The organism is Rhizobium chutanense (genome assembly GCF_002531935.1).
Classification (GTDB): domain Bacteria; phylum Pseudomonadota; class Alphaproteobacteria; order Rhizobiales; family Rhizobiaceae; genus Rhizobium; species Rhizobium chutanense.
Map to the genome: position 1 here is coordinate 222,272 of NZ_NWSV01000005.1, position 22,178 is coordinate 244,449.

Genomic DNA, 22,178 nt, shown 5'->3' on the forward strand with positions numbered 1-22,178 from the left:
AAGAGGGATGAAAAAAAATTTCGTCCGCTGGGAATGACGGAGGTCGGTTGACAGATGCGACGGAGGATTTGAAAAGCTTGGCCGAACAGAAATTGGGATCGACAGCAATGGATGCAGTTCAGGACGAAGCAGCCGGCAAACGCGCCCGCGGGCTCGACCGCGCCTTCGAAATCCTCGATTTCCTGCGCCAGAAGCGCCAGGCCCTGAAGCCGAACGAAATCGCCGCGCAGATCGGCGCGCCGCGCTCGTCGGTTTACGAACTCGTCAACCTGCTGCTGAGCAACGGCATTCTCGAATTCACCGGCGGCGACGGGCGGGTCTATCTCGGCCGCAAACTCTATTTCCTCGGCGCCGCCTATGAAAATCATTTCGATTTCACCCGCGAATGCGAGGCGGCGCTGGAACAGCTTGCCGACGAGACGCGGGAAACGGCGCAGTTCTGCATGCTGGATGGAAACAGGTACACGGTGGTGCGCATGCGCGAAGGTGCGCGGCCCTTTCGCATTTCGACGGATGTCGGCCAGTCGGTGCCGATCCCGTGGACGGCGTCGGGCCGCCTGCTCGTCGCGCATCTGTCGGACCAGGAGATCCTGAACTTCATTCCGCCGCAGGATTTCCGCCTGCCGGGGGGCGAATGGCTCGATCCGCAAACGTTCATCGCCGAGGTGCGCCAAGCCGAGCGTGAAGGTCTCTTCACCTTCAACAGCATCGTCGACAGCTTCACCCATTGTTTTGCCGTGCCGGTGCGCGGCGAGGAAGGCCATGCCGCCGCAACGCTCTGCCTTGTCACGCCCCGCGATGACGGCATTGCCAACCGCGATCGCTATCTCGACTGCCTGAGAAAGGCCGCCGCCGGCCTGGAGCATGCCCCGGCCCGGCCAAAACGGGGCTGACGCCCCGGTAGAAACCCAGGCATCGATCCCGGCGGCACGGACGTCGTGCCTGAACCGGTCATCCCCCGGCATGCTCCCTCAAATCGTGGCACGCTCGCCCGGCTTTTCGCCGGGCCTGGCGGGTGCTGCGTATCCGCCGGCCCGATCAAAGACATCGGCGATCAGGCGCAAGACCAGTTGCCCGCCGGTTGGCGAGCGCCATCGTTGATTTCCAATTTTCTCCCGATCTCGAAAATCTATTCACTCTTCTCCCCAAACTATGAAATTAAGTTTCTCTATAAAATCTATGGAGAACCTATCCTGACGGCTCGATAGACGAATTTATACCTGCCCTCGTGGAGGAGCGGGGCTGTTGAGGCAAACGGAGAGGACGCCAGATGACACGGAAAATCAGGCTTGGAGCATTTCTTCCCGGTGGCGGACAGCATGTCGCCTCATGGCGCCATCCCGACCAACCGGCCGACGGCGCCACCAGTTTCGAATTTCACAAGCAGCTGGCGCTGACGGCCGAGCGCGGCCTCTTCGACGCCTATTTCCTGGCCGACGGACTGGCTGTCGGTTTCGGCGGGGCACGCGAAGGCGGCAATGCCCGTGTCGCCGGCTTCGAGCCCGTGACATTATTCTCCGCCCTTGCGCCTCTGACTACGCATCTCGGCTTCATCGCGACGTCCTCGACCACCTATGAGGAGCCTTACACGACCGCCCGCAAGTTCGCCTCGCTGGACCTGATCTCAGACGGCCGCGCCGGCTGGAACGTCGTGACCACGACCGGCGACCTCACGGCGCAGAATTTCAACCGCGATACCCAGCTGCCGCATGCCGAGCGCTATCGCCGTGCCGCCGAGCATGTCGACGTCGTCCGCAAACTCTGGGAAAGCTTCGAGGACGACGCCTTCATCCGCGACAAGGAAACGGGCGTGTTCTTCGATCCGGCGAAGCTGCACGACACCGACCATCGCGGCGAACATTTCAGCGTGCGTGGCCCGCTCAACGTCTCGCGCTCGCCGCAGGGCCATCCCGTCATCGTCCAGGCCGGTCAGTCCGAGGACGGACGCGGGCTCGCCGCGGCAACGGCCGAAGTCATCTTCACCGCCCATCAGCATCTCGAAACCGCCCAGGAATTCTACCGGGATATCAAGGCGCGCGCCCGCGGTCTCGGCCGCAACCCCGATCACATCCTGGTCATGCCCGGCGTCTCCGCTTTCGTCGGCAGGACCGAAGCCGAGGCACGCGAGAAATACGACCGCCTGACCTCGCTGATCGTCGAAGAAGACGGGATCGGCCTGCTCAACGGCCTGACCGGCGGCACGCTCGACCTGCACGGCTATGATCTGGACGGGCCCCTTCCGCCCGCACCGCCGACCGAAGGCATGAAGAGCCGCCAGGCGCTGATCCGCCAGATCGCCGACGAAAACAACTTCACCATCCGCCAGCTCTATCAGTGGATCGCATCGGCCCGTGGCCACTACACCATCGTCGGCACGGCCGAGCAGATTGCCGACACGCTGCAGACATGGTTCGAGAACGAGGCGGCCGACGGCTTCAACATTCTGCCGCCCTGGCTGCCGACGGCGCTCGACGATTTTGTCGATCTGGTCATTCCGGAACTGCAGCGCCGCGGCCTGTTCCGCACGGCCTATGAGGGCAAGACGCTGAGGGAAAACCTCGGCCTGCCTTTCCCGAGCAATCGATGGGCTGCAGGACATGCAGCTCTCCAGGCAGCAGAGTGAGGAGCGGACCATGGCCTATGAAATCAACCAGACCCTTCCGAGAAGCTTCGGCCGCCTGAAAAACGGCGAAAGCACGACTTTCCTTCTCGCACTCCAGCTGCGCGGCGTGCTCGCATCGCTTTTGCCGCGCTACGGCCTGCTCATCAGCTTCCTGGTGCTCTGGCAGGTGTCGAGCACCAGGGGCTGGGTCAATCCTGCCGTCTTCCCACCCTTGAACGTGATCCTGTCCACTCTCTGGACCAACCTTGCCAACGGCGCGCTGCTCGATGACATTGCCATCAGCCTGCAGCGAGCCGGAACCGCCTTCGCCTTTGCCGTCGTGATCGGCATTCCGCTTGGCCTGTTCATGGGTCAGTTTCGCCTGGTCGAGCAGGCGCTCGATCCTATCCTGCAGCTCTTCCGCCAGACATCGGCGCTGGCGCTCTATCCGGTTTTCATCCTGCTGCTCGGCCTCGGCGAAACATCGAAGATCTTCGTTATCTTCTGGGCGACGCTGTTTCCGGTCCTGCTCGCCACGATCAGCGGCGTTAAGGAGGTGGACCAGAAGCTCATCGAGATGGCCCGCACCTATGGCGCCGGGCCGCTCACCGTCTTCCGCCGCGTCATTCTGCCGGCATCCGTCCCCGCGATCTTCGTCGGCCTGCGTCTTTCGGCCACAACAGCGCTTCTGCTGCTGATCGCCGCCGAGATGATCGGCGCCAACAAGGGCATCGGCTTCCAGGTCATGAACGCCCAGTACAATTTCCAGATCCCGCTGATGTTTGCGGCGATCCTGCTGCTCGCCTTCCTCGGGCTTGCCGCCAATGCCTTGCTCGTTCTTCTGCAGCGCCGTCTCTGCCGCTGGTCCCAGCCGAGCCGCTGACTGCCTCCACCAATTTTCCTCTGAAAGGACTCCCCCATGACATTCCATCTCCGCAATCTTTTCCTGCCGGCCGCGATCGCTCTCGGTCTTGCCACGCCGGCCGCAGCCGCCGACACGGTGAAGCTGCGCTACCTCGCCAGCCAAGGCGGCCTTGCCGCCCATGAGCTTGCCGAGGAACTCGGTTACTTCAAGGACACCGGCATCACGCTGGAGAATGTCGGCTATGCCCAGGGCGGCCCGGCCTCTCTGATCGCCCTGGCCTCCGGCGATGTCGAGATCGGCAGCGCCGCCACCTCAGCCGTCTTGAATTCGATCATCGGCGGCAACGACTTCGTCGCCGCCTATCCGTCGAACGGCATCAATGATGAGGTGCAGTCGACCTTCTACGTGCTGGAAGACAGCCCGATCAAAAGCATCAAGGACATTGTCGGCAAGAGCATCGCGGTCAACACGCTCGGTGCGCATCTCGACTACACCATCCGCGAGGCCCTGCATTCCGTCGGCCTGCCGAGCGACTCCGCCAACCAGGTCGTCGTTCCGGGACCGCAGCTCGAGCAGGTGCTGCGCTCCAAGCAGGTCGATATTGCCGCCTTCGGCTATTGGCAGACGACCTTCGAGGGCGCGGCGCTCAAGAATGGCGGCCTGCGTGCGGTTTTCGATGATACCGACGTGCTTGGCGACATCGCCGGCGGCTTCGTGGTCCTGCGCCGCGATTTCATCAAACAGCATCCGGAAGCGTCGAAAATCTTCGTCGAGCAGTCGGCTCGCGCCCTCGACTATGCCCGTGAGCATCCCGAAGAAACCAAGAAGATTTTCGCCAAAGCGCTCGCCGAACGTGGCGAGAACGCTGATATCGCACAGTATTTCCGTGGCTATGGCGTGCGCGCCGGCGGTCTGCCGGTCGAGCGTGATATCCAGTTCTGGATCGACGTCCTGGTTCGCGAAGGCAAGCTGAAGCAGGGCCAGTTGGCGGCCAAGGATATCCTGTTTACCGCCGACGCCAAACCGGCGAGCAATTGAGGAAGCGTGATGAGCGTCGCTGAGGACATTCGCCGCGGGGAGGTGACGATCCGTCGCCTCTCCAAATCCTACAGGCTGAACGGCAAGCCGCTGCAGGTTCTGAAGGATATCAATCTCCATATCCGCTCTGGCGAAAGCCTCGCCATCGTCGGCGCCAGCGGTTCGGGCAAGACGACCCTGCTCAGGGTTCTCGCCGGGCTGGAGGATTCCGATAGCGGAGACGTCCTCGTTGACGGCAAGGCGATACGCGGCGTCAGCGCCGAGCGCGCCGTCATCTTCCAGGAGCCGCGGCTTCTGCCCTGGCTTGATGTGCTCGACAATGTCGCCTTCGGGCTGGAAACCAGGGGCCTGTCGCGCGAGCAGGCGAGGGGACGGGCGCGCCACTATGTCAAGCTCGTCGGCCTGCAGCAGTTCGAGACCGCCTATCCCCGACAGCTCTCCGGCGGCATGGCGCAGCGTGTCGGCATCGCCCGGGCACTTGCCGTCCAGCCGGAAATCCTGCTGCTCGACGAGCCGCTCGGCGCCCTCGACGCGATGACCAAGATCGGCATGCAGCAGGAACTCGCCCGGATCTGGCGCGATGAGGATGTGACGACCATTCTCGTCACCCACGATCTCGAGGAGGCGATCTATCTCGCCGACCGGATCTTGATCCTGCCGCGGGAAAAGGGAGCCGAGCCGCGTCTGATCGACATCGAACTGCCGCGCCCGCGCGACCGTAGCGCGCCGGAATTCGTCCGGCACCGCGAAGAACTGCTGAACCTGTTCGGACTGCATTGATTTCTTCAGACGTCTGCGCGCCGCATGGGGTCTGATCCATGCGACGCGCGGCAGTAGCGATGCGGAGGACGCGCGCGGACCGCTATCGCGCCTTACTCTTTGCTCCGGCAGTCAGATAAGGCCGCCGATCCAGTTCCGCCGAGCGGTAGGAACTGCGCAGCCGCAGCAGATCCTTGCGGGCGATCAGGCCGCACAGCTTGCCGGAAGCGGGGTCGACGATCGGAATGCGACCGTCGCCGGTCGACAGCATCAGGTCGGCGATGAATGCGACCGTATCATCGGGATGCCCCACGGGAACGGAATCGTCCGCGACGTTTTCACCGAGCGTCTGGGCGGCAAGTTCCGCCTTCCCCTGCCAGAGAAGGGCATCGGCCCGCGAGACGATGCCGGCCAGCCTGCCCCCGGCATCGACCACCGGGTAGATCCGATGGGTCTTCTCTTCAGAGGCGAAGAAATCGCAGGCCTCTCCGACCGTCATAGTGACGGCAAGCGTATCGACATCGCCGATCATGATCTCCCTTGCCCGCGAGAGTTCGAACGGATCGACGCCGTATTCGCGGGTGATGTGCTGGCCATGGCGCGCGATCTTCTCGGTGAGGATCGAGCGGCGCAGCAGCAGGACCGTGACGGCATAGGCCACCACTGTTGCCGCGAGCAGCGGAACGAGCGTGCTGACGTCGCCGGTGATCTCCATCGCAAAGAAGGTTCCCGTCAGCGGCGCGCGCATGGTTCCGCCCATCATCGCCGCCATTCCAAGCAGCGCCCAGAAGCCCGGGTCATTGCCGGGCATGACAAGTCCGACCAGCCATCCGAGAGCGCCGCCGAAAATCAGGAGCGGGGCGAGCACGCCGCCCGAGGTGCCCGACGACAGGGCAAACAGCCAGATGACGGTCTTTACCAGCAGGATCGACAGGACAGCCGGCGCGAGCAGCCGGTTGTTGAGCAGGCCTTCGATGATGTCGTAACCGACACCCATCGCCCGCGGCTCGATCAGGCCGCCGAGACCGATGACGAGACCGCCGAACATCGGCCACCACATCCAATGGATCGGCAAGGCCTCGAACAGGTCTTCGATCCGGTAGAGCAGCGTCGTCAGCAATCCCGATTGCAGGCCTGAGATGATGCCCATTGCCGCGCAGGCGAAGATCCCCCACCAGGGCAAGGTCACCTGGAAATGGGTCGGGAACAGCGGCCCCACGCCGAACAGCAGTGGGCGCCAGCAGATCGATACGCAGGCGGCAACGGCGACGGGAATGAAGCTGCGCGGTTTCCATTCGAACAATAAGAGTTCGACCGCCAGCATGACCGCAGCGATCGGCGAACCGAAGATCGCCGTCATGCCGGCGGCGGCACCGGCGACGAGCAGCGTCTTCCGCTCAGCCGCGCTCATGTGAAAGAATTGCGCGAAAAGCGAACCGATCGCTCCGCCGGTCATGATGATCGGCCCCTCGGCGCCGAACGGCCCGCCGGTTCCGATCGAGATTGCCGATGACAGCGGCTTGAGGACCGCCACCTTCGGCGACATCCGGCTGCCGCCGATCAGGATCGCCTCGATGGCCTCTGGAATGCCGTGGCCGCGGATCTTCTCCGATCCGAAGCGGGCCATCAGGCCGATGATGAGCCCGCCGAGCGGCGGCACCAGCACCACCCACAGCGAGCGCGGCACCGCAGCCAGAGAGGCGGGCTCGATACCCAGCTGCCCGAACCAGACGACATTGGTGACAAGCGCGATCAGGCTGACGAGACACCAGGCGGCAAAGGCGCCTGCGGTGCCGACGATGAGGGACATGCCGATCAGGACGAGAACCCGCCTGTCGGTGGTGAAATCCCCGGCCTCGCGCCGGGAAAGACCGCCGGTGAAATCGTGCGGCCGGTTGCTGGGTTGATGCTGCGCCATGAAAACCTCTGCTACGCGGAAATGGGTAGGCTTGAGGCCATTATATCGTAATACGATATAAATCAATGGACGAAAACACCGAGACGAAAATGTCGCGTGAAGATGCCTCACTTGACCGGCTGTCGAGTGCGCCTCTATTCAATTTCGGGAACAATTCGCGCTGCGGATCGCAGGCGGCAGAGGAGAATGAGTGTGAAGAGAATCCCGCCGCCGCTGAGACAGGAGGATTACCAGGCGCTCGCCGACCTCCGCTTCGCGCTTCGTCAGTTCATGGACTTCAGCGCCTCTGCCGCCCAGTCCGAGGGACTGCCCGTGCAGCAGCATCAGGCGCTGCTGGCGATCAAGGGACAACGCGGCGGCGAAGCGATGACCATCGGCATGCTGGCCGAGCGGCTGCTCATCGCGCCCCATACGGCGACCGAGCTCGTCGGACGGCTCTCGGATGCCGGATTGGTCGAACGCCATACCGACCCGGCCGACAGGCGCCGGCAGACGCTGCTCCTGACCGCGAAGGCCGACGAACTCCTGACGAGGCTGAGTGCCGTCCATCTTTCGGAAATCCGGGTCATGGCCCCGAAGCTGATCGAGCTTCTCGTCGAACTGCAGAAAACGGCGCCGAAAGCGGAATGAACCGCGACGCGATAGGACTTACAAATTCTCGACGACCAGCGGCTGAATCACCGGCTGGCCGCGGCGGTCGCGCAGCACCTCGACATCGACGCCGTAAGTCTGGGCGATGAGCGACGGCGTGATGATCGATTGCGGGTGACCGCTCGCCTTCATCGTGCCGTCCGCGATGACCAGTAAATTGTCGGCATATTGGCAGGCCAGATTGAGATCATGCAGCACGACCATGGTGACCCAGCCGTTGGCGCATGTTTCCCGGCGCACGAGATCGAGCAGGGCAATCTGGTGCTTCAGATCCAGGGCGCTGACAGGCTCGTCCAGCAGCATGACTTTCGGCGCGCGCATCAAAACCTGCGCAAACAGCGCCATCTGCCTTTGTCCGCCGCTCAGCGACGCGATGTCGCGCCCGGCGAGATGAGCGATGCCGGCTTGCGAAAGCCGTGTCATCGCCATGTCGAGCGTCTCGTCGTCAATGTGCAGCGACAGCCGGCCCAGCCGGCCGAGAACCACGACTTCGAGAACCGACAGCGCGATGTCGGCGGCCGTATCCTGGGGCATATAGGCGAAGCTCTCACGCCATGACTTCAGCGTCCGCGCGCTCGTCCGCCCGGCCGAAAGACTGTTGTCGCCGAGCGTCAATCTGCCCCCGGCCAGCGGCAGGTCGCCGAAGAGTGCCCGCAAAAGCGTGGTCTTGCCCGTGCCGTTGGGGCCGATGACGGCATGGATCTTGCCGGCTTCGAGACAGATGTCGATGCCCGAGACGATTCTCTGCCCGCCGCGCTCGATGGCGATGTTTTCCAAGCAGATCATGCGCCTGCTTTCTTCGGCGCAAAGATCAGCCACAGCAGGAACGGCACGCCGACGATGGCGGTAACGATGCCGACCGGAAACAAAGCACCTGGAATGATCGATTTCGACACGACGGAGGCGGCCGACAGCATCAGCGCGCCTGACACAACAGACATCGGCAGAAAGAAACGCTGATCCTCGCCCACCGTCATGCGGGCGATATGTGGGGCGACGAGACCGATGAAGCCGATCACGCCGACGAAACTCGTGGCGGTCGCCGTCATCACAGCAACGATGACCAGGACCTTCATGCGCAGCAGCCGGACATTGACGCCGAGGCTCGCGGCCCGCATCTCGCCCATGCGCAAGGCGGCCAGCTTCCAGGAGTCGGCCATCAGCAGGGCGCAACAGAGGGATGTCACGGCTGCGGTCAGGCCGAGCGTCGGCCAGGTTGCCTTCGTCAGGCTGCCGAACAGCCAGAACAATATCTGCTGCGACAACTCAGGCGAGGAGAGGAACTGGATGAGCGACAGAAGCGACTGGAACAGGAACAAGAGGGCGATACCGCCGAGAATGATGGTTTCCGCCGTCATCCGCCGCATCGAGGCGAGCGTGAAGAGAAACAGCGCCGCCAGCATGGAGAAGACGAAAGCGCCGAGCGGCACGGCGATCATCGGATCGAGGCCCAAGCCCCCGAGCACCAGAACCAGCGCGGCCCCGAAGCCGGCCGCCGCCGCCATGCCGAGCGTATAGGGGCTCGCCATCGGATTGTTGAGAAGCGTCTGCATCTGCGCGCCTCCGGCTCCAAGGGCTGCGCCGACGGCAAGCGCCATCAGCGCCATGGGCAGGCGCAGGCCGCGAACGATGGCGTCGGTCATCGCCGCCCGCTCGCCGAGCCCGGTGAGCGAGCGCACCACTTCCACCGGCGACAGCAGCGAGGGACCGGTGGCGATGTCGAGAACAAGGCATATCACCAGGAGCAGCACAAAAATCAGCAGGCTGCGCCAGCGCCTGCGCTCACGCAGCCGGTGCGCACCGATCGCTTCGGCATTGCGGGCGGTCACAGTCATCGGGAAACCTGTCTCGAAGGGAAACGAGCGCCATCGGTGACGTGGCGCTCGCAGAGGTGAACGTGCCGGGATCAACCCTTGACCGCGATAGCAAACGTGCCCTCGGGAACCACCGGCAGGTACTTCTTGTAATAGCCGAGGTAATTGGCAACCGGGTCGACATCCGTGAACTGCTCGGGATAGAGCTGCTTGGCGATATACTGCACCATCGCAAAATCCGAGATCGTGCGGGACGCGCCCTGATAGACGCCGAAGAGCGCATCGTTCTTGACGGCGGGCAGTTCGTTCCAGCCCTGGCGGGTCTCGAACGCCTTGAGTTTTTCGCGGGCTTCATCGGCCTTCACGCCCTCGCCCATCGGCAGGGCGGTCTCGCTCTTGTTGTTCTCACGGCCGGAAATGAAGATGGCATCGGGCTTCGACGCCAGCACCTGCTCCGGATTGATCGCCCCCCACCATTCGACGAAGGGTGCGGCAATATTGTCGCCGCCGGCTGCGGTGGACATGGCGCCCCACATGTTCTTGCCGTAAGTAAAGGAATATTCCGCCGGTCCCTTGTTGCCGAATTCGACATAGACCTTCGGCTTGGGCTTGCCCGATACGGCGACGCGATCGGCGATGTCCTTCAGCGCTCCGGCGTAGAAATCGGCGATTTCCTTGCCGCGTGCGTCCTGACCGGTCAGCTGCCCGAAAAGCACGGTCGAGGCGACATGGCGCTCGACCGTCTGCGCGTTGTAGTCGACGACGACCACCGGAATGCCTTGCTCTTCCAGGCGATGGGCGTCCTGACCGAGCGCCTGGTATTGCCAGTCGGCCAGGATGACCAGGTCGGGATTGAGGCTCAACACCTTCTCGATGGAAAAGGTCTGCGCTTCCACCTCGCCGACATCGGCGATATCGCCGAGCGAGGGGCGGTGGGCAAGGTGCATCTTCCAATTTGCCGGAACCCAGCCCTCCCATGCCTCACGGGAAATCCCGACGACGGAATCGTAGGCCTTCTCGCCACCGACGGCCATGTAATCCTCGAAATAGAAACCGAGGACCACGCGCTTGGCGGGAAGGTCGACCTTCACCGCGCGGCCGATCACATCGGTGATCGTTTTCTGTTCCGCCATGGCAGACGGTGCGAAGAAAACAGCGGAAATAGAAATAAGTGAAGCAGCCAGCCAGCTGGCCACGGATTTAAAATTCATGACGACCATCCATCGGTTAAATACGAGGTCGGGTTATAAAATATGATCAAATAAATCAAGTTATTTATCGTCCGGCTCTCCGCCAGGAAAAACATAAGATCCGCCACTGGAAAACAGCGGCAGGCCCCTCCCGATCGGCGCATGGCGACGGCGGCATGGCCGCGCCGCCAACCGGCCGCTTCAGCGTAAAAGCGTCTTGCTCAAGCGATGGATATGGGCAGCCCCGATACCGCAGCAGCCGCCGATGATCGTGGCACCGGCTTCGGCCCAGGAGCAGGCATAACGCGAATAGATATCGTCGTTGAGATCGTCGCGGGTATCGTGCAGCCCCTCATTGGCGGCCGCATCGCCTGTTTCCCCTTCGAAGGCATTGGCATAGACGCCGATTTCGATCCGAGCGTCCGCCTTGCGAAACACACGCGCTGCCGTCTCGACGGCCGCCTGCATGACTTCAGGCTTACTGCAATTGAACAGAAAGGCTTCAGCACCTGATGCGACCGCCCAGGATGCCGCCGCCTCGACGCTTTCGCCGGAGCGAAGCTTCGGCTCGCCGCCCGCTATAACAGCCGCGTCGTCCGCCAAGGTGAAGGAGATCCAGAACGGCTTGCCCGTTGCCGCCACCGCCTTGCGGACGGCCTCGCCCTCGGCGATCAGGCTCAGCGTCTCGCCGAGCCATATGTCGACGAAGGGCGCGAGGTTTTCGACAAGCACCTTGAGATAATCCTGTACCCGCGAAGGCTGAAAATTCTCAGGTTCGTAGGAGCCGAAGATCGGCGGCAGCGAACCGGCGACCAGAACCTTGCGATCGGTGACGCTATCGGCCGCTTCGCGCGCCAGACGGCCTGCGAGGCGGATCAGTTCAGCCCCTTCTTTCTGGAACCGGTCCTCGCCGATATGGAAGGGCACCAGCGCATAGCTGTTCGTCGTAATCACCTCCGAGCCGGCGGCGATGAATTCCTTGTGCACCTCGCGGACGATATCCGGCGAATTGATCAGCGCCAGGGCCGACCATTCCGGCTGTTTCAATTCGGCACCGAGCCGCAGTAGCTCGCGGCTCATGCCGCCATCGAGAATTCGCGTTGTGCTCATGAGGTCGTCTCCATTCATGCTTTCGCGCCGTCACCGGCCGCGGACTTTTCAAAACAATGTGTCAGCTTCCGCCGGTCTAGCGGCGAACCGGCACCTGCGCTTCGAAACCTCGAAAGACGCGGGCGATCACTGCGGTGAGGGCGAGATAGAAGACGGTCACGACCAGCAGCGGTTCGTAGACCAGCAGCGTGTCCTGGCGAACCTTGTTGGCGACGGCATAGAGATCCATCACCGTCACCGTGAAGGCGAGCGGCGTCGCCTTCAGCTGCATGACGATCTCTCCGGCAATGGTCGGCAGGGCGATGCGAATGGCCCGCGGCAGCCAGATGCGGCGGGTCAGTTTCCAGGGCGACAGGCCGAAGGCCCGGCCGGCTTCGAGCTCACCCTTGGGAACGGCAAGCAGCGCGCCGCGCAACACCTCGGCCTCATAGGCTGCGTAGTTCAGGGTGAAGCTGACGGCGGCAAAGAAGAACCCCTCGCGCAGGATCGGCCAGAACAGGCTCTGGCGGATGCCGGGGATCATCGGCAGCAGCGAGCCGACGCCGTAATAAAGAAGCCAAAGCTGGATCAGCAGCGGCGTGCCGCGGAAGAAGGTGCAGTAGCCGCGGGCGAGAAGCCGCGTCAGCCTGCCGCCGCTGACCTGCGCGAAGGCGAGGCCGATGGCGATAACGAAACCGAAGACAACGGAAATGACAAGCAGCGACACCGTCTGCCAGGCGCCTGTCAGAAGCAGCGGCCAATAGGAAGAGATCCAGGTGAAACTCACGGGGCGCGCTCCTCAGGCAAGGCGTGGCTGCCCCCGCCGCACCCGCCCCTCGATCAGTTTGAAGACGACGTTGGAGACGAGCGTGATGGCGAGGTAGAGAAGGGCAGAAGCCAGGAAAAACACGAAGTAATGTTTGGTGCTCGCCCCGGCGAGCCGGGTGGCGAGCGCCAGTTCCTGATAGCCGACGACCGCGACCAGGGCGCTATCCTTGGTGATCGACATCCACAGATTGGCAAGCCCCGGCAGCGCGTTCGGCAAGAGCGCCGGCAGCAGGACGCGGCGGAAGCGCAGCATCGGCCCCATACCGAAGGCCTTGGCCGCCTCGATCTGGCCGACGGGAATGGCGAGGATCGCGCCGCGCAGCACTTCCGTCATGTAAGCGCCCTGCACGAAGCCGAGCACGGCAACCGCCGCAACGAAACCGTTCACATTGACCGGCGGCAGGTCGAATGCCGCGAGCAGCCGGTTGAGGCCGTCGGTGCCGGCATAATAGAGCCCGACGATCAGGATCAGCTCGGGAACGGCGCGGATGACGGTGGTATAAAAATCGAGCAGCAGGCGGAGCAGGCGATTTCCCGAAAGCTTCCCAAGCGCGCCGCCTGTGCCGAGCAAAAGACCGACCGCGAAGGCGCAGGCCGAGATGGCGACCGTGGAGACCGCACCTGCCAGCAGAACGCCGCCCCATCCCGGAGGATAGGGAGACAGCAGCTCCAGAATGCCTTGTTGCGCGGTCGCCATCTCCAGGACTGCTTACTTCGCGCCGTAGATGTCGAAGTCGAAGTATTTCTTGGTGATCGCGTCATACTGGCCGTTGGCGCGAACCGCAGCGATCGCCGCATTCAGCTTGGCTTTCAGCTCGGTGTCTTCCTTGCGCAGACCGCCCGAAACGCCGGCGCCGAGAATTTCCTTGTCGTCGGCGACATCACCCATCTTGGCGCAGCAATCCTTGCCGCCGTCGCTTTTCAGGAAGGCGTCGAGCGCCAGCGAATCGCCGAAGACATAGTCGATACGGCCGGAGGCGAGATCCTGGAAAGCCTCGTCGAGGGTCTGGTAGGTCTTCTCCTCGGCGGCGCCGGCAAAATACTTCTTGTAATATTCCGACTGGATCGTCGACACCTGGATGCCGATGGTCTTGCCCTTCACATCCTCGGCAGTGGCGCCCGGCTTCTGGTCCTTGGGGCCGATCAGGGTGCTCGGCGTGTTGTAATATTTGTCGGTGAAGTCGATCACCTTCGAGCGTTCCGCCGTGTTCGACATCGACGACCAGATCACGTCGAACTTCTTGCTCTGCAGGGCCGGAATGAGGCCATCCCAGGAAATGTCGACGATCGAGCATTTTTCCTTCATCTCCGCGCAGACGGCGTTCATGAGATCGATCTCCCATCCCTGCCACTCACCCGAAGCGTCCTTGGCGAAGAAGGGAGGATAGGATTCGTTCATGACGCCGAAGCGGACTTCGGCCTGCGCCGTGACCGCGGAAAGCGCAAGTGCCGCGCCGGCAAAGAGCATGGGGAGCAGTTTCATTCGCAGGGTTCTCCTGGTTGGTGTTATCGATGACGGCTTGGGTGCATCAGTGGGTGCTGAGACCGGTGAATTCCCGGCAGCGGGCGCTGACGGGCGCCCCGAATATCTGCTCCGGCGGACCTTCCTCCTCGATCCGGCCCTGGTGCAGGAAGAGGACGCGGCTGGAGACATCGCGGGCGAAACGCATTTCATGCGTGACGATCAGCATCGTCCGGCCTTCTTCGGCGAGATCGCGGATGACTTTGAGGACCTCGCCGACCAACTCCGGATCGAGCGCCGATGTCGGTTCGTCGAACAGCATGACGGCGGGATCGATGCAGAGCGCCCTGGCAATCGCCGCGCGCTGCTGCTGGCCGCCGGAGAGAAAAGCGGGATAGGCGTCGCGCTTGTCGAAAAGCCCGACCTTGTGGAGCAGGGCCTCGGCCTTTTCGATCGCCTCACGCCTGGGAATGCCCATGACATGCACCGGCGCCTCGATGACGTTTTCGAGCACGGTGCGATGGGCCCAGAGGTTGAAGCTCTGGAAGACCATACCAAGTCCGGTCCGCAGCCGTTCGATCTGCCGCCAGCTGCGCGGCTGCAGCCGCCCGCCGCGGCCTGGTTTCAGCGCGATCTCCTCGCCGTTCACGGCAATGCGGCCGCGATCCGGCATTTCCAGAAAATTGATGCATCTGAGGAAGGTGCTCTTGCCAGAACCCGACGAGCCGATAATGGAGATCACATCCGACTTGTGGGCCTCGGTCGAGATACCCTTGAGAACCAGTTGCGAGCCGAAGCTTTTATGGAGATCTTCGACGCGAAGAGCAGGAAAGGGTTGATCCGACATGCATGGGTCCGGCTGAACTGAGTTTGCAAAGGATAATGATAAAAGAACGCGGTTTTTTCGCGCAATTTTTGTCTCTTCTGCATAATTTGTGCAAAATAATCTTCCTCACGCGGCGAATGCAGCAGAACGCGTGAAATGCTGCGGCAAGAATTAGGACTGGATAATGGAACAACTGGATCGTTTTGACCGTGACATACTCGATATCGTTCAGCGCGACTGCCAGCTGAAGGCCGAAACGATCGCCGAGCGGATCGGACTATCGGTCTCGGCGGTGCAGCGGCGGTTGAAGCGGTTGCGCGAGGAGGGGATCATCAAGGCGGAGGTTGCCGTCGTCGACCGGAAGGCGACCGGGACATCGATGGTGTTCATCGTCGGGATGGAGATCGAGCGGGACAATTACGACGCTCTGGCGAAGTTCCGCCAGTGGGCGGAAAAGCAGGATCATATCCAGCAGGTCTATTATGTCACCGGCGCGGTCGATCTGATCGCGATCGTCACTGCCCGCGACGTCGAGCATTATGACGATATCGCCGCCCTGATCATGGCCGACAATCCGCAGATCCGCCGCATGCACACCAATGTCGTGCTGCGCGACGTAAAGCTCGGCCTGTTCGTGCCGCTGGAATAGCGCCGGCCCGGCTTCGCACGCCGACAAGCTGCTGGACTCGCCTTCGGCAAAGAGCATAATTCCGGGCGCAAATCCTCGGGAGGAACGATCCTTGACGTTACGACACCAGATCATCGCATTGGCGATCGTCCCGCTCGTCATCTCGATCCTTGCGATCACCACCTTCATCACCTGGCAATCGGCAAACCTCGCCAAGAACAGCATCGACACGTTCGAGCAAAACATGCTGAAGACCAAGGAAGCCGAGATCCTCAATCTGACCAATCTTGCCCTCTCCGCCATCCAGACGATCTATGACAAGGCCGGGGCCGACGACGAGGCAGCCAAGCAGCAGGTGGCTGCGATTCTGACCTCGCTCGATTACGGCAAGGACGGCTATTTCTTCGTCTACGATTACGACGGCAACAATATCGTCCATCCGCGCCAGAGTTTCCGACATGGGCACAATTGGCTCGATCTCACCGATCCGGATGGCGACAAGGTGATTGCCGAACTGATCGCCACGGCAAAGGCGGGAGGCGGCCTGCATCAGTACAAATGGCAGAAACCATCGACCGGGCAGATCGCCGACAAGCTCTCCTTCGTCGTCAGCCTCGACAAATGGCATTGGGTCGTCGGCACCGGCGTCTACCTGGATGACGTCTTTGCCCAAAGTGCCGCCGCCAACAAGGTGATGCGCGCCAACATCCGGCGGACCTTCGTCATCGTTGCCTTGATCGCCGTCCCTTCGGTGCTCGTCGTGTTCACCACCTGCATGCTGCTGACCTTCCATGAGCGCCGCATGGCCGATAGCCGGCTTAAGGCGCTCACGCAGCGGGTCATCGATACCCAGGAAGAAGAGCGCGCCCGTCTTGCCCGCGAATTGCACGATGGCATCTCCCAGAATCTCGTCGGCGTGCGTTATGCGATGGATCTCGCCGGCCGCAAGGTCAGGACCAATGTCGACGATGCGGCTGTGACCATCGACCGCGGTATCGAGGCGCTGAACGGCGCCATCAAGGAGATCCGGCGGCTGTCGCATGATCTGCGCCCGCGCGTGCTCGACGACCTCGGCCTGACGGCGGCGCTCGAGGCACTCTGCTACAATTTCGCCGAGCGGACGGGGATCGAGACTGATATCGACGCTTCAGGTTTCACCGATACGCTGAAGGCCGAAGCCAATACCGCGCTCTATCGCGTCGCGCAGGAAGCCTTCAACAATGTCGAGCGGCACGCGGGCGCCTCCCGGCTTACGGTCAAGCTCTGGAGCGACGGTGGCCGCGCCCGTATGACGATCGCCGACAACGGCTCGGGTTTCGACGGTAGCAAGGACGGCGCATCCGGCAGATCGGGCCTCGGCCTGCGCAACATGCAGGAACGGATGGCGCATTTCCGCGGCTTGTTGCTGATCAACAGCAGCGAGACCGGCACGACGCTGACGGCGATGCTGCCGAAATCGGCCAATCGTCCCGCCGACCGGCAGGCGGAAGCGGCATGACGGAACGCCCCACGATTAAAGTGCTCTTGATCGACAATCATCCGCTGGTGCTCGACGGTCTGAAGGCCGTGCTCGAAACATTCGACCACATCGAAGTCGCCGGCACCGCCGGGCTCGCCCAAACCGGGCTCGACATCGCCCGGCAGGTCCAGCCTCAGGTGGTGCTGATGGACATCAACATGCCGAAGCTCAGCGGCATCGATGCGATCGAACTCTTCAGGAACGAGCTGCCGCAGACCCGCGTCGTGATGCTCTCCATGCATGACAGCCGCGAGTATATTTCCTCGTCGGTCATGCACGGCGCCGCCGGTTACGTCCTCAAAGACGTCTCGACGGACGAGATCGTCTCCGCCATCGAAACCGTCGCCGGCGGCGGCACCTATTTCTCCTCGGGCGTCTTCGACACGCTGATGGGCGAACGGGCGGAGGAGGGGAGCGATCCCTTGACGCCGCGCGAGCGTGACACCCTCGGGCTGATCGTTGCCGGCAGGAGCAACAAGGAGATCGCCGAAGCGCTGGGGATAAGCTCGGCCACGGCGGAAACGCACCGCAAGAACCTCAAGAAAAAGCTCCGTATCGCAACGACGGCGGGCCTTATCCGCTACGCGCTCGACCATGGCATCGCTGCGAAAATCGACGCGAATCCGCGCCTACCCACTTCTGGGTAGGCCCCGGCATTTCACCCCGGCACCTATCTTGTGGGGATGAAACCAGCGCCCTAGGACTCCATTCACGGCTGGCCAAGTGCTGGCCGTTGGGAGGAATTCATATGCGTTACATCAGCTTCCGAACGTCCGGAAAAGCTCGAGCGACCCGAACCGGGCCTGCCGCCGCCGCCGGCTGACAGACCTGCCTTCCACGCCGACAACTGGAACATGGCGACCGCGCCCCGCGGCGCCTGAAAGGTATCCCGACATGGAAAAACCACGTAGCAAGGCAGCGCTCTGGCTGCTGATCATTCCGTACATAGGTCTGCTCTGGCCGCCGTTCTACAATCTTCGCGACCCGTCGCTTTTCGGCTTCCCCTTCTTCTACTGGTATCAGCTCCTCTGGGTGCCGATCACCGCGACGCTGACCTGGATCGCCTATCGGAGCACCCGCCATGACGACTGATATCAACGGCACGGCGCTGGCCGTCTTCATCTTCTTTTTCGCCCTCGTCACCGTCATGGGTTTCGTCGCCAGCCGCTGGCGCAAGCCCGAGACACTCGCCCATATCGATGAATGGGGCCTCGGCGGCCGCAATTTCGGCACCTGGATCACCTGGTTTCTCGTCGGCGGCGATTTCTATACCGCCTATACCGTGATCGCCGTCCCGGCACTGGTTTATACGGTGGGCGCCTACGGCTTCTTCGCGCTGCCCTATACCATCGTCGTCTATCCCTTCGTCTTCATGGTCATGCCGGTCCTGTGGAAACGCGCCAAGGAATTCGGCTATGTGACGGCCGCCGACGTCGTGCATGGCCAATACGGATCGCGCGGTCTCGAACTCGCCGTCGCGGCCACGGGCGTCATCGCCACCATGCCCTACATCGCCCTGCAGCTCGTCGGCATGACGGCGGTCTTGAAGGCGCTCGGGCTGCATGGCGAACTGCCGCTGGCAATCGCCTTCATCGTACTGGCGCTCTACACCTATTCGGCGGGCCTGCGCGCTCCGGCGCTGATCGCCTTCGTCAAGGACATCATGATCTATATCGTGGTGATCGCCGCCGTGGCGTTGATCCCGTCGAAGCTCGGCGGTTATGCCAATGTCTTCGCCTCGGCCGATGCGGCCTTCCAGGCCAAGGGCTCCGGCAGCCTGCTGCTCGGCGGCAATCAGTATGTCGCCTATGCCACGCTCGCTTTCGGTTCGGCGCTTGCGGCCTTCATGTATCCGCACACGCTGACCGGCATCTTCGCCTCCAACAGCGGCAAGACGATCCGCAAGAACGCGATCATGCTGCCCGCCTATACGCTGCTGCTCGGCCTTCTGGCGCTGCTCGGCTATATGGGCCATGCCGCCAACCTGAAGCTCGACAGCGCCAACGACGTCGTTCCGACATTGTTCAAGACGCTGTTTTCCGGCTGGTTCTCCGGCTTCGCCTTTGCGGCGATCGCCATCGGCGCGCTGGTGCCGGCGGCAGTGATGAGCATTGGCGCCGCCAATCTCTTCACCCGCAATTTCTGGAAGGCCTATGTCGATCCCAAGGTCAGCGATGCGGGTGAGGCTAAGGTCGCGAAGGTGACGTCGCTGGTCGTGAAGGTCGGCGCGCTTCTCGTCATCATCTTCCTGCCGACGCAGTTCGCACTCGACCTGCAGCTGCTCGGCGGCATCTGGATCCTGCAGACGCTGCCGGCCCTGGTCTTCGGTCTCTACACCAACTGGTTCCGTGCACCCGCTCTGCTTGCCGGCTGGTTCGTCGGCTTCTGCGGCGGCACCTTCCTCGTTTGGGATGCCGGCTGGAAGCCGCTGCACCTGATCAGCCTCGGCGGCGAGCCCTTCACCGTCTACACTGGACTGCTGGCGCTTGCGGCAAATATCGGCGTTGCCGTCGTGATCAACGCCCTTCTTCCGGCCAGGGCTCCGGTGCGGGCTTAGAGCATGATGCCGAAAAGTGTGAGCGGTTTTTGGATAACATCATGCTCACCTCTTCGGATCTAAGATGAAAATGCGAAGGGCAGCCAACGCTGCCCTTCGCCATTGCCGTCCGGCGGAAGCCGGAGAGAAATCAGTGCGACTTAAAACTCTTCCCAATCGCCGGCCAAGGCCGCATTGCCGCTCGACTGGAACGACTTGCCGACTTTGGCAATCATCTGGCGGGCGGGCGAGGAAACCGGCTGAGCATGTTGTGCCGCGGCAGCGGGCTGCGATATGCGCCGAGGTGCTGCCACAGCGCCCCCGATGCTGAATTGGCCCAAGAGCTGGAACAGCGCGTCGGCCTCCTTGGCGAGGTTATGGGCGGCGGCCGTCGCTTCTTCGACCATGGCGGCGTTCTGCTGCGTGCCCTGATCCATCCTGTTGACCGCGGTGTTGATCTCCTTCAGCCCGGTTGCCTGCTCCTGCGAAGCGCCGACGATGGCGCCGACATTGCCGTCGACCTGCTGCACCTGTGCGACAATCTCCTTCAGGGCTTTGCCGGTCTCGCCGACCAAGGCCACGCCGCTTTTGACATGGCCGTTCGAAGCATTGATCAGTTCCTTGATTTCCTTCGCCGCCTTGGCGGAGCGTTGCGCCAATTCGCGCACCTCCTGGGCAACGACGGCGAAACCCTTGCCTGCTTCACCGGCGCGGGCGGCTTCGACGCCGGCATTCAGCGCGAGCAGGTTGGTCTGGAAGGCGATCTCGTCGATGACGCCGATAATGCTGCCGATTTCAGTGGCGGAGGATTCGATCTTGCCCATGGCGTCGACCGCGTCCTGAACGACATTGCCCGAGCGTTCCGCGCTATCCTTGGTCTTGCGAACGAGCTGTCCTGCTTCCTGCGCCCGGCTGCTCGAGTCGGCGACGGTCGTGGTGATCTCTTCAAGGGCAGCGGCGGTTTCCTCGACGGAAGCGGCCTGCTGTTCGGTCCGCTTGGCGAGATCGTCCGAGGAGGATCGGATTTCCTGTGCGCCGGCGGCGATGGCGCTGGCGTTCTGGGCAACCTTCTGCATGGCGGCGCGGAGCTTTTCGACCGCGGTATTGAAGTCGGCGCGGAGTTTTTCCAGAGACGGGATGAACGGTGTGTCGATCTGCTGCGTCAGGTCGCCATTGGCCAGCGCCTGCAGTGCAGTGCCAAGCTGGCCGACAGCCCGGTCCGTCTGCTCGGCAAGGGTGCGGCGTTCATCGGCATCCTGCTCGAGCCTGTGCCGTTCCGCGACGGCCCGCTTGGCCTCCACATCGGCTTCCCGTTCCGCCTTGGCCGAAATCGCGTCGCGCAAGCCGGCGACGGCGCGTGCGAGCTTGCCGATCTCATCGCCGCGCGCTTCGAGGCGACGATCCCCGTCAAGATTGCCCTCCGCCATGGCCTTCAGCGAAAGCTGCAGTTTTGCCAGCGGACCAACGATCGTGCGTGCGGTAATGGCCGCCGCGATGATCGAAAGAACCGCCGCAATGCCGAGCGCGGTCAACACGATCGGCTTGAAGCCACTCGCCGTGCTGCGGACGTCGCCACCAATCGATTTGTTCAGCCCTTCCTGGTAGTCGATGAACTTGTTGATGGCGCCGAGCCAGGCAACGAAAGCAGGCCGGGCCTGCTCGAGCAGGATCTTGCGGGCCGCCTCGCCGTCACCCTTTTCCTGCAGCGCAATGATCTGGGCGACCAGGGGATTGGTCTTCGCCTGGATGTCGGCGATCTCGCCGAGGATGGTCTTTTCCTGATCCGTCGCACCGGCCGGAGATGCAACCATGTCCGCCATGCGCTTTTCGTTCTCGGCATAGGTAGCGGCGAGCTTTGCGATCAACGCCTCGGCCGCCTTGCGTTCATCGGCTGACGTCACCAGAGTGACGTCGCGAATGGCAATCGCCCGATCGTGCACGCTGCCGCGATAGTTGATGGCAAAGCGCTGCTTGACGCTGTTGACGTCATTGATCGTCCCGAGATTACTGTTGATCTCGGCAACCTTTACCGCTGAATAGATGCTGAGGCCCACCATCAGCATGACCAGGAAGCTGAAGCCAAGCGCGAGACGCGCCGCGATCCCGAAACTCTTAATACTGTTCATTTCGCCTCTCCGTCGTGTTGGCGAGATTTGCTCAATGTCCTGGACGCCAGGGCCGTTCCCCTATCCCGTTCGAACACGGGGGCTCAGATCCGTCGCTAAAGGCGTCTTTGCCCGGGCGGTCGTCCGTCCAAGTAACATCGTCGATTTCATGCGAGATTTTCGGGTGCCTGGCGTGCCGTCATGGCATAGGTGACGCTGCTGAGAACGTCCTTCCGATATGCGGAAAAATAAGAAAATATATTTTAGATAGTGTAAACGGAGCCGACAGCCGGTCATTCCGCTGCGCTTTTCGGCTATTCTGCCCGCATATTTTCGGAAAATGGGCAG

21 protein-coding genes are annotated in these 22,178 nt (G+C 62.4%); 11 read left to right on the forward strand and 10 right to left on the reverse strand.

Going from position 1 to position 22,178, the window contains the following annotated elements; translation table 11 throughout:
- The first annotated feature begins 107 nt into the window (after positions 1 to 107).
- The 5 genes from CO666_RS10560 to CO666_RS10580 all read left to right on the forward strand — a co-directional run bounded on the left by CO666_RS10560 (position 108) and on the right by CO666_RS10580 (position 5,285).
- Positions 108 to 893 (forward strand): IclR family transcriptional regulator, encoded by a 786-nt coding sequence (locus tag CO666_RS10560; protein ID WP_097612020.1) that lies wholly within the window; start codon positions 108 to 110, stop codon positions 891 to 893.
- A gap of 377 nt (positions 894 to 1,270) precedes the next feature.
- On the forward strand, positions 1,271 to 2,623 hold the full coding sequence (locus CO666_RS10565) for an LLM class flavin-dependent oxidoreductase (RefSeq protein WP_097612021.1): 1,353 nt from the start codon (positions 1,271 to 1,273) through the stop codon (positions 2,621 to 2,623).
- Between the two features lie 10 nt (positions 2,624 to 2,633).
- On the forward strand, positions 2,634 to 3,485 hold the full coding sequence (locus tag CO666_RS10570) for an ABC transporter permease (RefSeq protein WP_097612022.1): 852 nt from the start codon (positions 2,634 to 2,636) through the stop codon (positions 3,483 to 3,485).
- A 36-nt stretch (positions 3,486 to 3,521) separates the two neighbouring features.
- The gene (locus tag CO666_RS10575) at positions 3,522 to 4,505 is read left to right on the forward strand and encodes an ABC transporter substrate-binding protein (protein ID WP_097612023.1); all 984 of its coding nucleotides are present in this window, start codon (positions 3,522 to 3,524) and stop codon (positions 4,503 to 4,505) included.
- A 9-nt stretch (positions 4,506 to 4,514) separates the two neighbouring features.
- Positions 4,515 to 5,285, forward strand: a complete 771-nt coding sequence (locus CO666_RS10580; protein ID WP_097612024.1) for an ABC transporter ATP-binding protein — start codon at positions 4,515 to 4,517, stop codon at positions 5,283 to 5,285.
- A gap of 82 nt (positions 5,286 to 5,367) precedes the next feature.
- Here CO666_RS10580 and CO666_RS10585 read toward each other — a convergent pair whose 3' ends face one another.
- Complete coding sequence (locus tag CO666_RS10585; protein ID WP_097612025.1) at positions 5,368 to 7,182, reverse strand: chloride channel protein; 1,815 nt, start codon at positions 7,180 to 7,182, stop codon at positions 5,368 to 5,370.
- Between the two features lie 192 nt (positions 7,183 to 7,374).
- Between CO666_RS10585 and CO666_RS10590 the strand changes: the two genes are divergently transcribed.
- Entirely contained in the window at positions 7,375 to 7,812 is a 438-nt protein-coding gene (locus CO666_RS10590) for a MarR family winged helix-turn-helix transcriptional regulator (protein ID WP_097612026.1), read from the forward strand.
- Between the two features lie 18 nt (positions 7,813 to 7,830).
- Here the strand turns inward: CO666_RS10590 and CO666_RS10595 are convergent, their stop codons facing one another.
- The 8 genes from CO666_RS10595 to CO666_RS10630 all read right to left on the reverse strand — a co-directional run bounded on the left by CO666_RS10595 (position 7,831) and on the right by CO666_RS10630 (position 15,063).
- Positions 7,831 to 8,619, reverse strand: coding sequence for an ABC transporter ATP-binding protein (locus tag CO666_RS10595; RefSeq protein ID WP_097612027.1), 789 nt, complete (start codon positions 8,617 to 8,619; stop codon positions 7,831 to 7,833).
- Entirely contained in the window at positions 8,616 to 9,668 is a 1,053-nt protein-coding gene (locus CO666_RS10600) for a FecCD family ABC transporter permease (RefSeq protein ID WP_097612028.1), read from the reverse strand. Before CO666_RS10600 ends, CO666_RS10595 begins: the two co-directional genes overlap by 4 nt.
- A gap of 71 nt (positions 9,669 to 9,739) precedes the next feature.
- The gene (locus CO666_RS10605; RefSeq protein ID WP_097612243.1) at positions 9,740 to 10,858 is read right to left on the reverse strand and encodes an ABC transporter substrate-binding protein; all 1,119 of its coding nucleotides are present in this window, start codon (positions 10,856 to 10,858) and stop codon (positions 9,740 to 9,742) included.
- 180 nt (positions 10,859 to 11,038) lie between these two features.
- Positions 11,039 to 11,947, reverse strand: coding sequence for a homocysteine S-methyltransferase family protein (locus tag CO666_RS10610; RefSeq protein WP_097612245.1), 909 nt, complete (start codon positions 11,945 to 11,947; stop codon positions 11,039 to 11,041).
- Positions 11,948 to 12,023: 76 nt separating this feature from the next.
- Positions 12,024 to 12,713, reverse strand: coding sequence for an ABC transporter permease (locus tag CO666_RS10615; RefSeq protein ID WP_097612029.1), 690 nt, complete (start codon positions 12,711 to 12,713; stop codon positions 12,024 to 12,026).
- A 12-nt stretch (positions 12,714 to 12,725) separates the two neighbouring features.
- The gene (locus CO666_RS10620; protein WP_097612030.1) at positions 12,726 to 13,451 is read right to left on the reverse strand and encodes an ABC transporter permease; all 726 of its coding nucleotides are present in this window, start codon (positions 13,449 to 13,451) and stop codon (positions 12,726 to 12,728) included.
- Positions 13,452 to 13,463: 12 nt separating this feature from the next.
- Positions 13,464 to 14,237, reverse strand: a complete 774-nt coding sequence (locus CO666_RS10625) for a transporter substrate-binding domain-containing protein (RefSeq protein ID WP_097612031.1) — start codon at positions 14,235 to 14,237, stop codon at positions 13,464 to 13,466.
- 46 nt (positions 14,238 to 14,283) lie between these two features.
- Positions 14,284 to 15,063 (reverse strand): ABC transporter ATP-binding protein, encoded by a 780-nt coding sequence (locus CO666_RS10630; protein WP_097612032.1) that lies wholly within the window; start codon positions 15,061 to 15,063, stop codon positions 14,284 to 14,286.
- 163 nt (positions 15,064 to 15,226) lie between these two features.
- Here CO666_RS10630 and CO666_RS10635 point away from each other — a divergent pair, with 163 nt between their 5' ends.
- The 5 genes from CO666_RS10635 (at position 15,227) to mctP (ending at position 19,746) form a co-directional block, all read left to right on the forward strand.
- Positions 15,227 to 15,691 carry an Lrp/AsnC family transcriptional regulator gene (locus tag CO666_RS10635; protein ID WP_097612033.1) on the forward strand — a complete coding sequence of 155 codons (465 nt, stop codon included), beginning with the start codon at positions 15,227 to 15,229 and terminating at the stop codon, positions 15,689 to 15,691.
- Positions 15,692 to 15,782: 91 nt separating this feature from the next.
- Positions 15,783 to 17,168: a two-component system sensor histidine kinase MctS gene (gene mctS, locus CO666_RS10640; protein ID WP_097612034.1), complete on the forward strand. Its 1,386-nt coding sequence runs from the start codon at positions 15,783 to 15,785 to the stop codon at positions 17,166 to 17,168.
- Entirely contained in the window at positions 17,165 to 17,836 is a 672-nt protein-coding gene (gene mctR, locus CO666_RS10645) for a two-component system response regulator MctR (protein ID WP_097612035.1), read from the forward strand. The genes mctS and mctR overlap by 4 nt, the downstream gene beginning before the upstream one ends.
- A gap of 247 nt (positions 17,837 to 18,083) precedes the next feature.
- Positions 18,084 to 18,281, forward strand: a complete 198-nt coding sequence (locus tag CO666_RS10650) for a DUF3311 domain-containing protein (RefSeq protein ID WP_097612036.1) — start codon at positions 18,084 to 18,086, stop codon at positions 18,279 to 18,281.
- The gene (gene mctP, locus CO666_RS10655) at positions 18,271 to 19,746 is read left to right on the forward strand and encodes a monocarboxylate uptake permease MctP (protein ID WP_097612037.1); all 1,476 of its coding nucleotides are present in this window, start codon (positions 18,271 to 18,273) and stop codon (positions 19,744 to 19,746) included. Before CO666_RS10650 ends, mctP begins: the two co-directional genes overlap by 11 nt.
- Positions 19,747 to 19,886: 140 nt before the next feature.
- Here the strand turns inward: mctP and CO666_RS10660 are convergent, their stop codons facing one another.
- Positions 19,887 to 21,851 (reverse strand): HAMP domain-containing methyl-accepting chemotaxis protein, encoded by a 1,965-nt coding sequence (locus CO666_RS10660; RefSeq protein ID WP_097612038.1) that lies wholly within the window; start codon positions 21,849 to 21,851, stop codon positions 19,887 to 19,889.
- Positions 21,852 to 22,178: the final 327 nt, after the last annotated feature.

Coding starts and splice junctions, on each gene's coding strand:
- CO666_RS10605 (WP_097612243.1), bottom strand. CDS start 10,858: ATGAATTTTAAATCCGTGGCCAGCTGGCTGGCTGCTTCACTTATTTCT.
- CO666_RS10650 (WP_097612036.1), top strand. CDS start 18,084: ATGGAAAAACCACGTAGCAAGGCAGCGCTCTGGCTGCTGATCATTCCG.
- CO666_RS10580 (WP_097612024.1), top strand. CDS start 4,515: ATGAGCGTCGCTGAGGACATTCGCCGCGGGGAGGTGACGATCCGTCGC.
- CO666_RS10635 (WP_097612033.1), top strand. CDS start 15,227: ATGGAACAACTGGATCGTTTTGACCGTGACATACTCGATATCGTTCAG.
- CO666_RS10560 (WP_097612020.1), top strand. CDS start 108: ATGGATGCAGTTCAGGACGAAGCAGCCGGCAAACGCGCCCGCGGGCTC.
- CO666_RS10570 (WP_097612022.1), top strand. CDS start 2,634: ATGGCCTATGAAATCAACCAGACCCTTCCGAGAAGCTTCGGCCGCCTG.
- CO666_RS10595 (WP_097612027.1), bottom strand. CDS start 8,619: ATGATCTGCTTGGAAAACATCGCCATCGAGCGCGGCGGGCAGAGAATC.
- CO666_RS10600 (WP_097612028.1), bottom strand. CDS start 9,668: ATGACTGTGACCGCCCGCAATGCCGAAGCGATCGGTGCGCACCGGCTG.
- CO666_RS10625 (WP_097612031.1), bottom strand. CDS start 14,237: ATGAAACTGCTCCCCATGCTCTTTGCCGGCGCGGCACTTGCGCTTTCC.
- CO666_RS10660 (WP_097612038.1), bottom strand. CDS start 21,851: ATGAACAGTATTAAGAGTTTCGGGATCGCGGCGCGTCTCGCGCTTGGC.
- CO666_RS10565 (WP_097612021.1), top strand. CDS start 1,271: ATGACACGGAAAATCAGGCTTGGAGCATTTCTTCCCGGTGGCGGACAG.
- CO666_RS10575 (WP_097612023.1), top strand. CDS start 3,522: ATGACATTCCATCTCCGCAATCTTTTCCTGCCGGCCGCGATCGCTCTC.
- CO666_RS10620 (WP_097612030.1), bottom strand. CDS start 13,451: ATGGCGACCGCGCAACAAGGCATTCTGGAGCTGCTGTCTCCCTATCCT.
- mctR (WP_097612035.1), top strand. CDS start 17,165: ATGACGGAACGCCCCACGATTAAAGTGCTCTTGATCGACAATCATCCG.
- CO666_RS10585 (WP_097612025.1), bottom strand. CDS start 7,182: ATGGCGCAGCATCAACCCAGCAACCGGCCGCACGATTTCACCGGCGGT.
- mctP (WP_097612037.1), top strand. CDS start 18,271: ATGACGACTGATATCAACGGCACGGCGCTGGCCGTCTTCATCTTCTTT.
- CO666_RS10610 (WP_097612245.1), bottom strand. CDS start 11,947: ATGAGCACAACGCGAATTCTCGATGGCGGCATGAGCCGCGAGCTACTG.
- CO666_RS10630 (WP_097612032.1), bottom strand. CDS start 15,063: ATGTCGGATCAACCCTTTCCTGCTCTTCGCGTCGAAGATCTCCATAAA.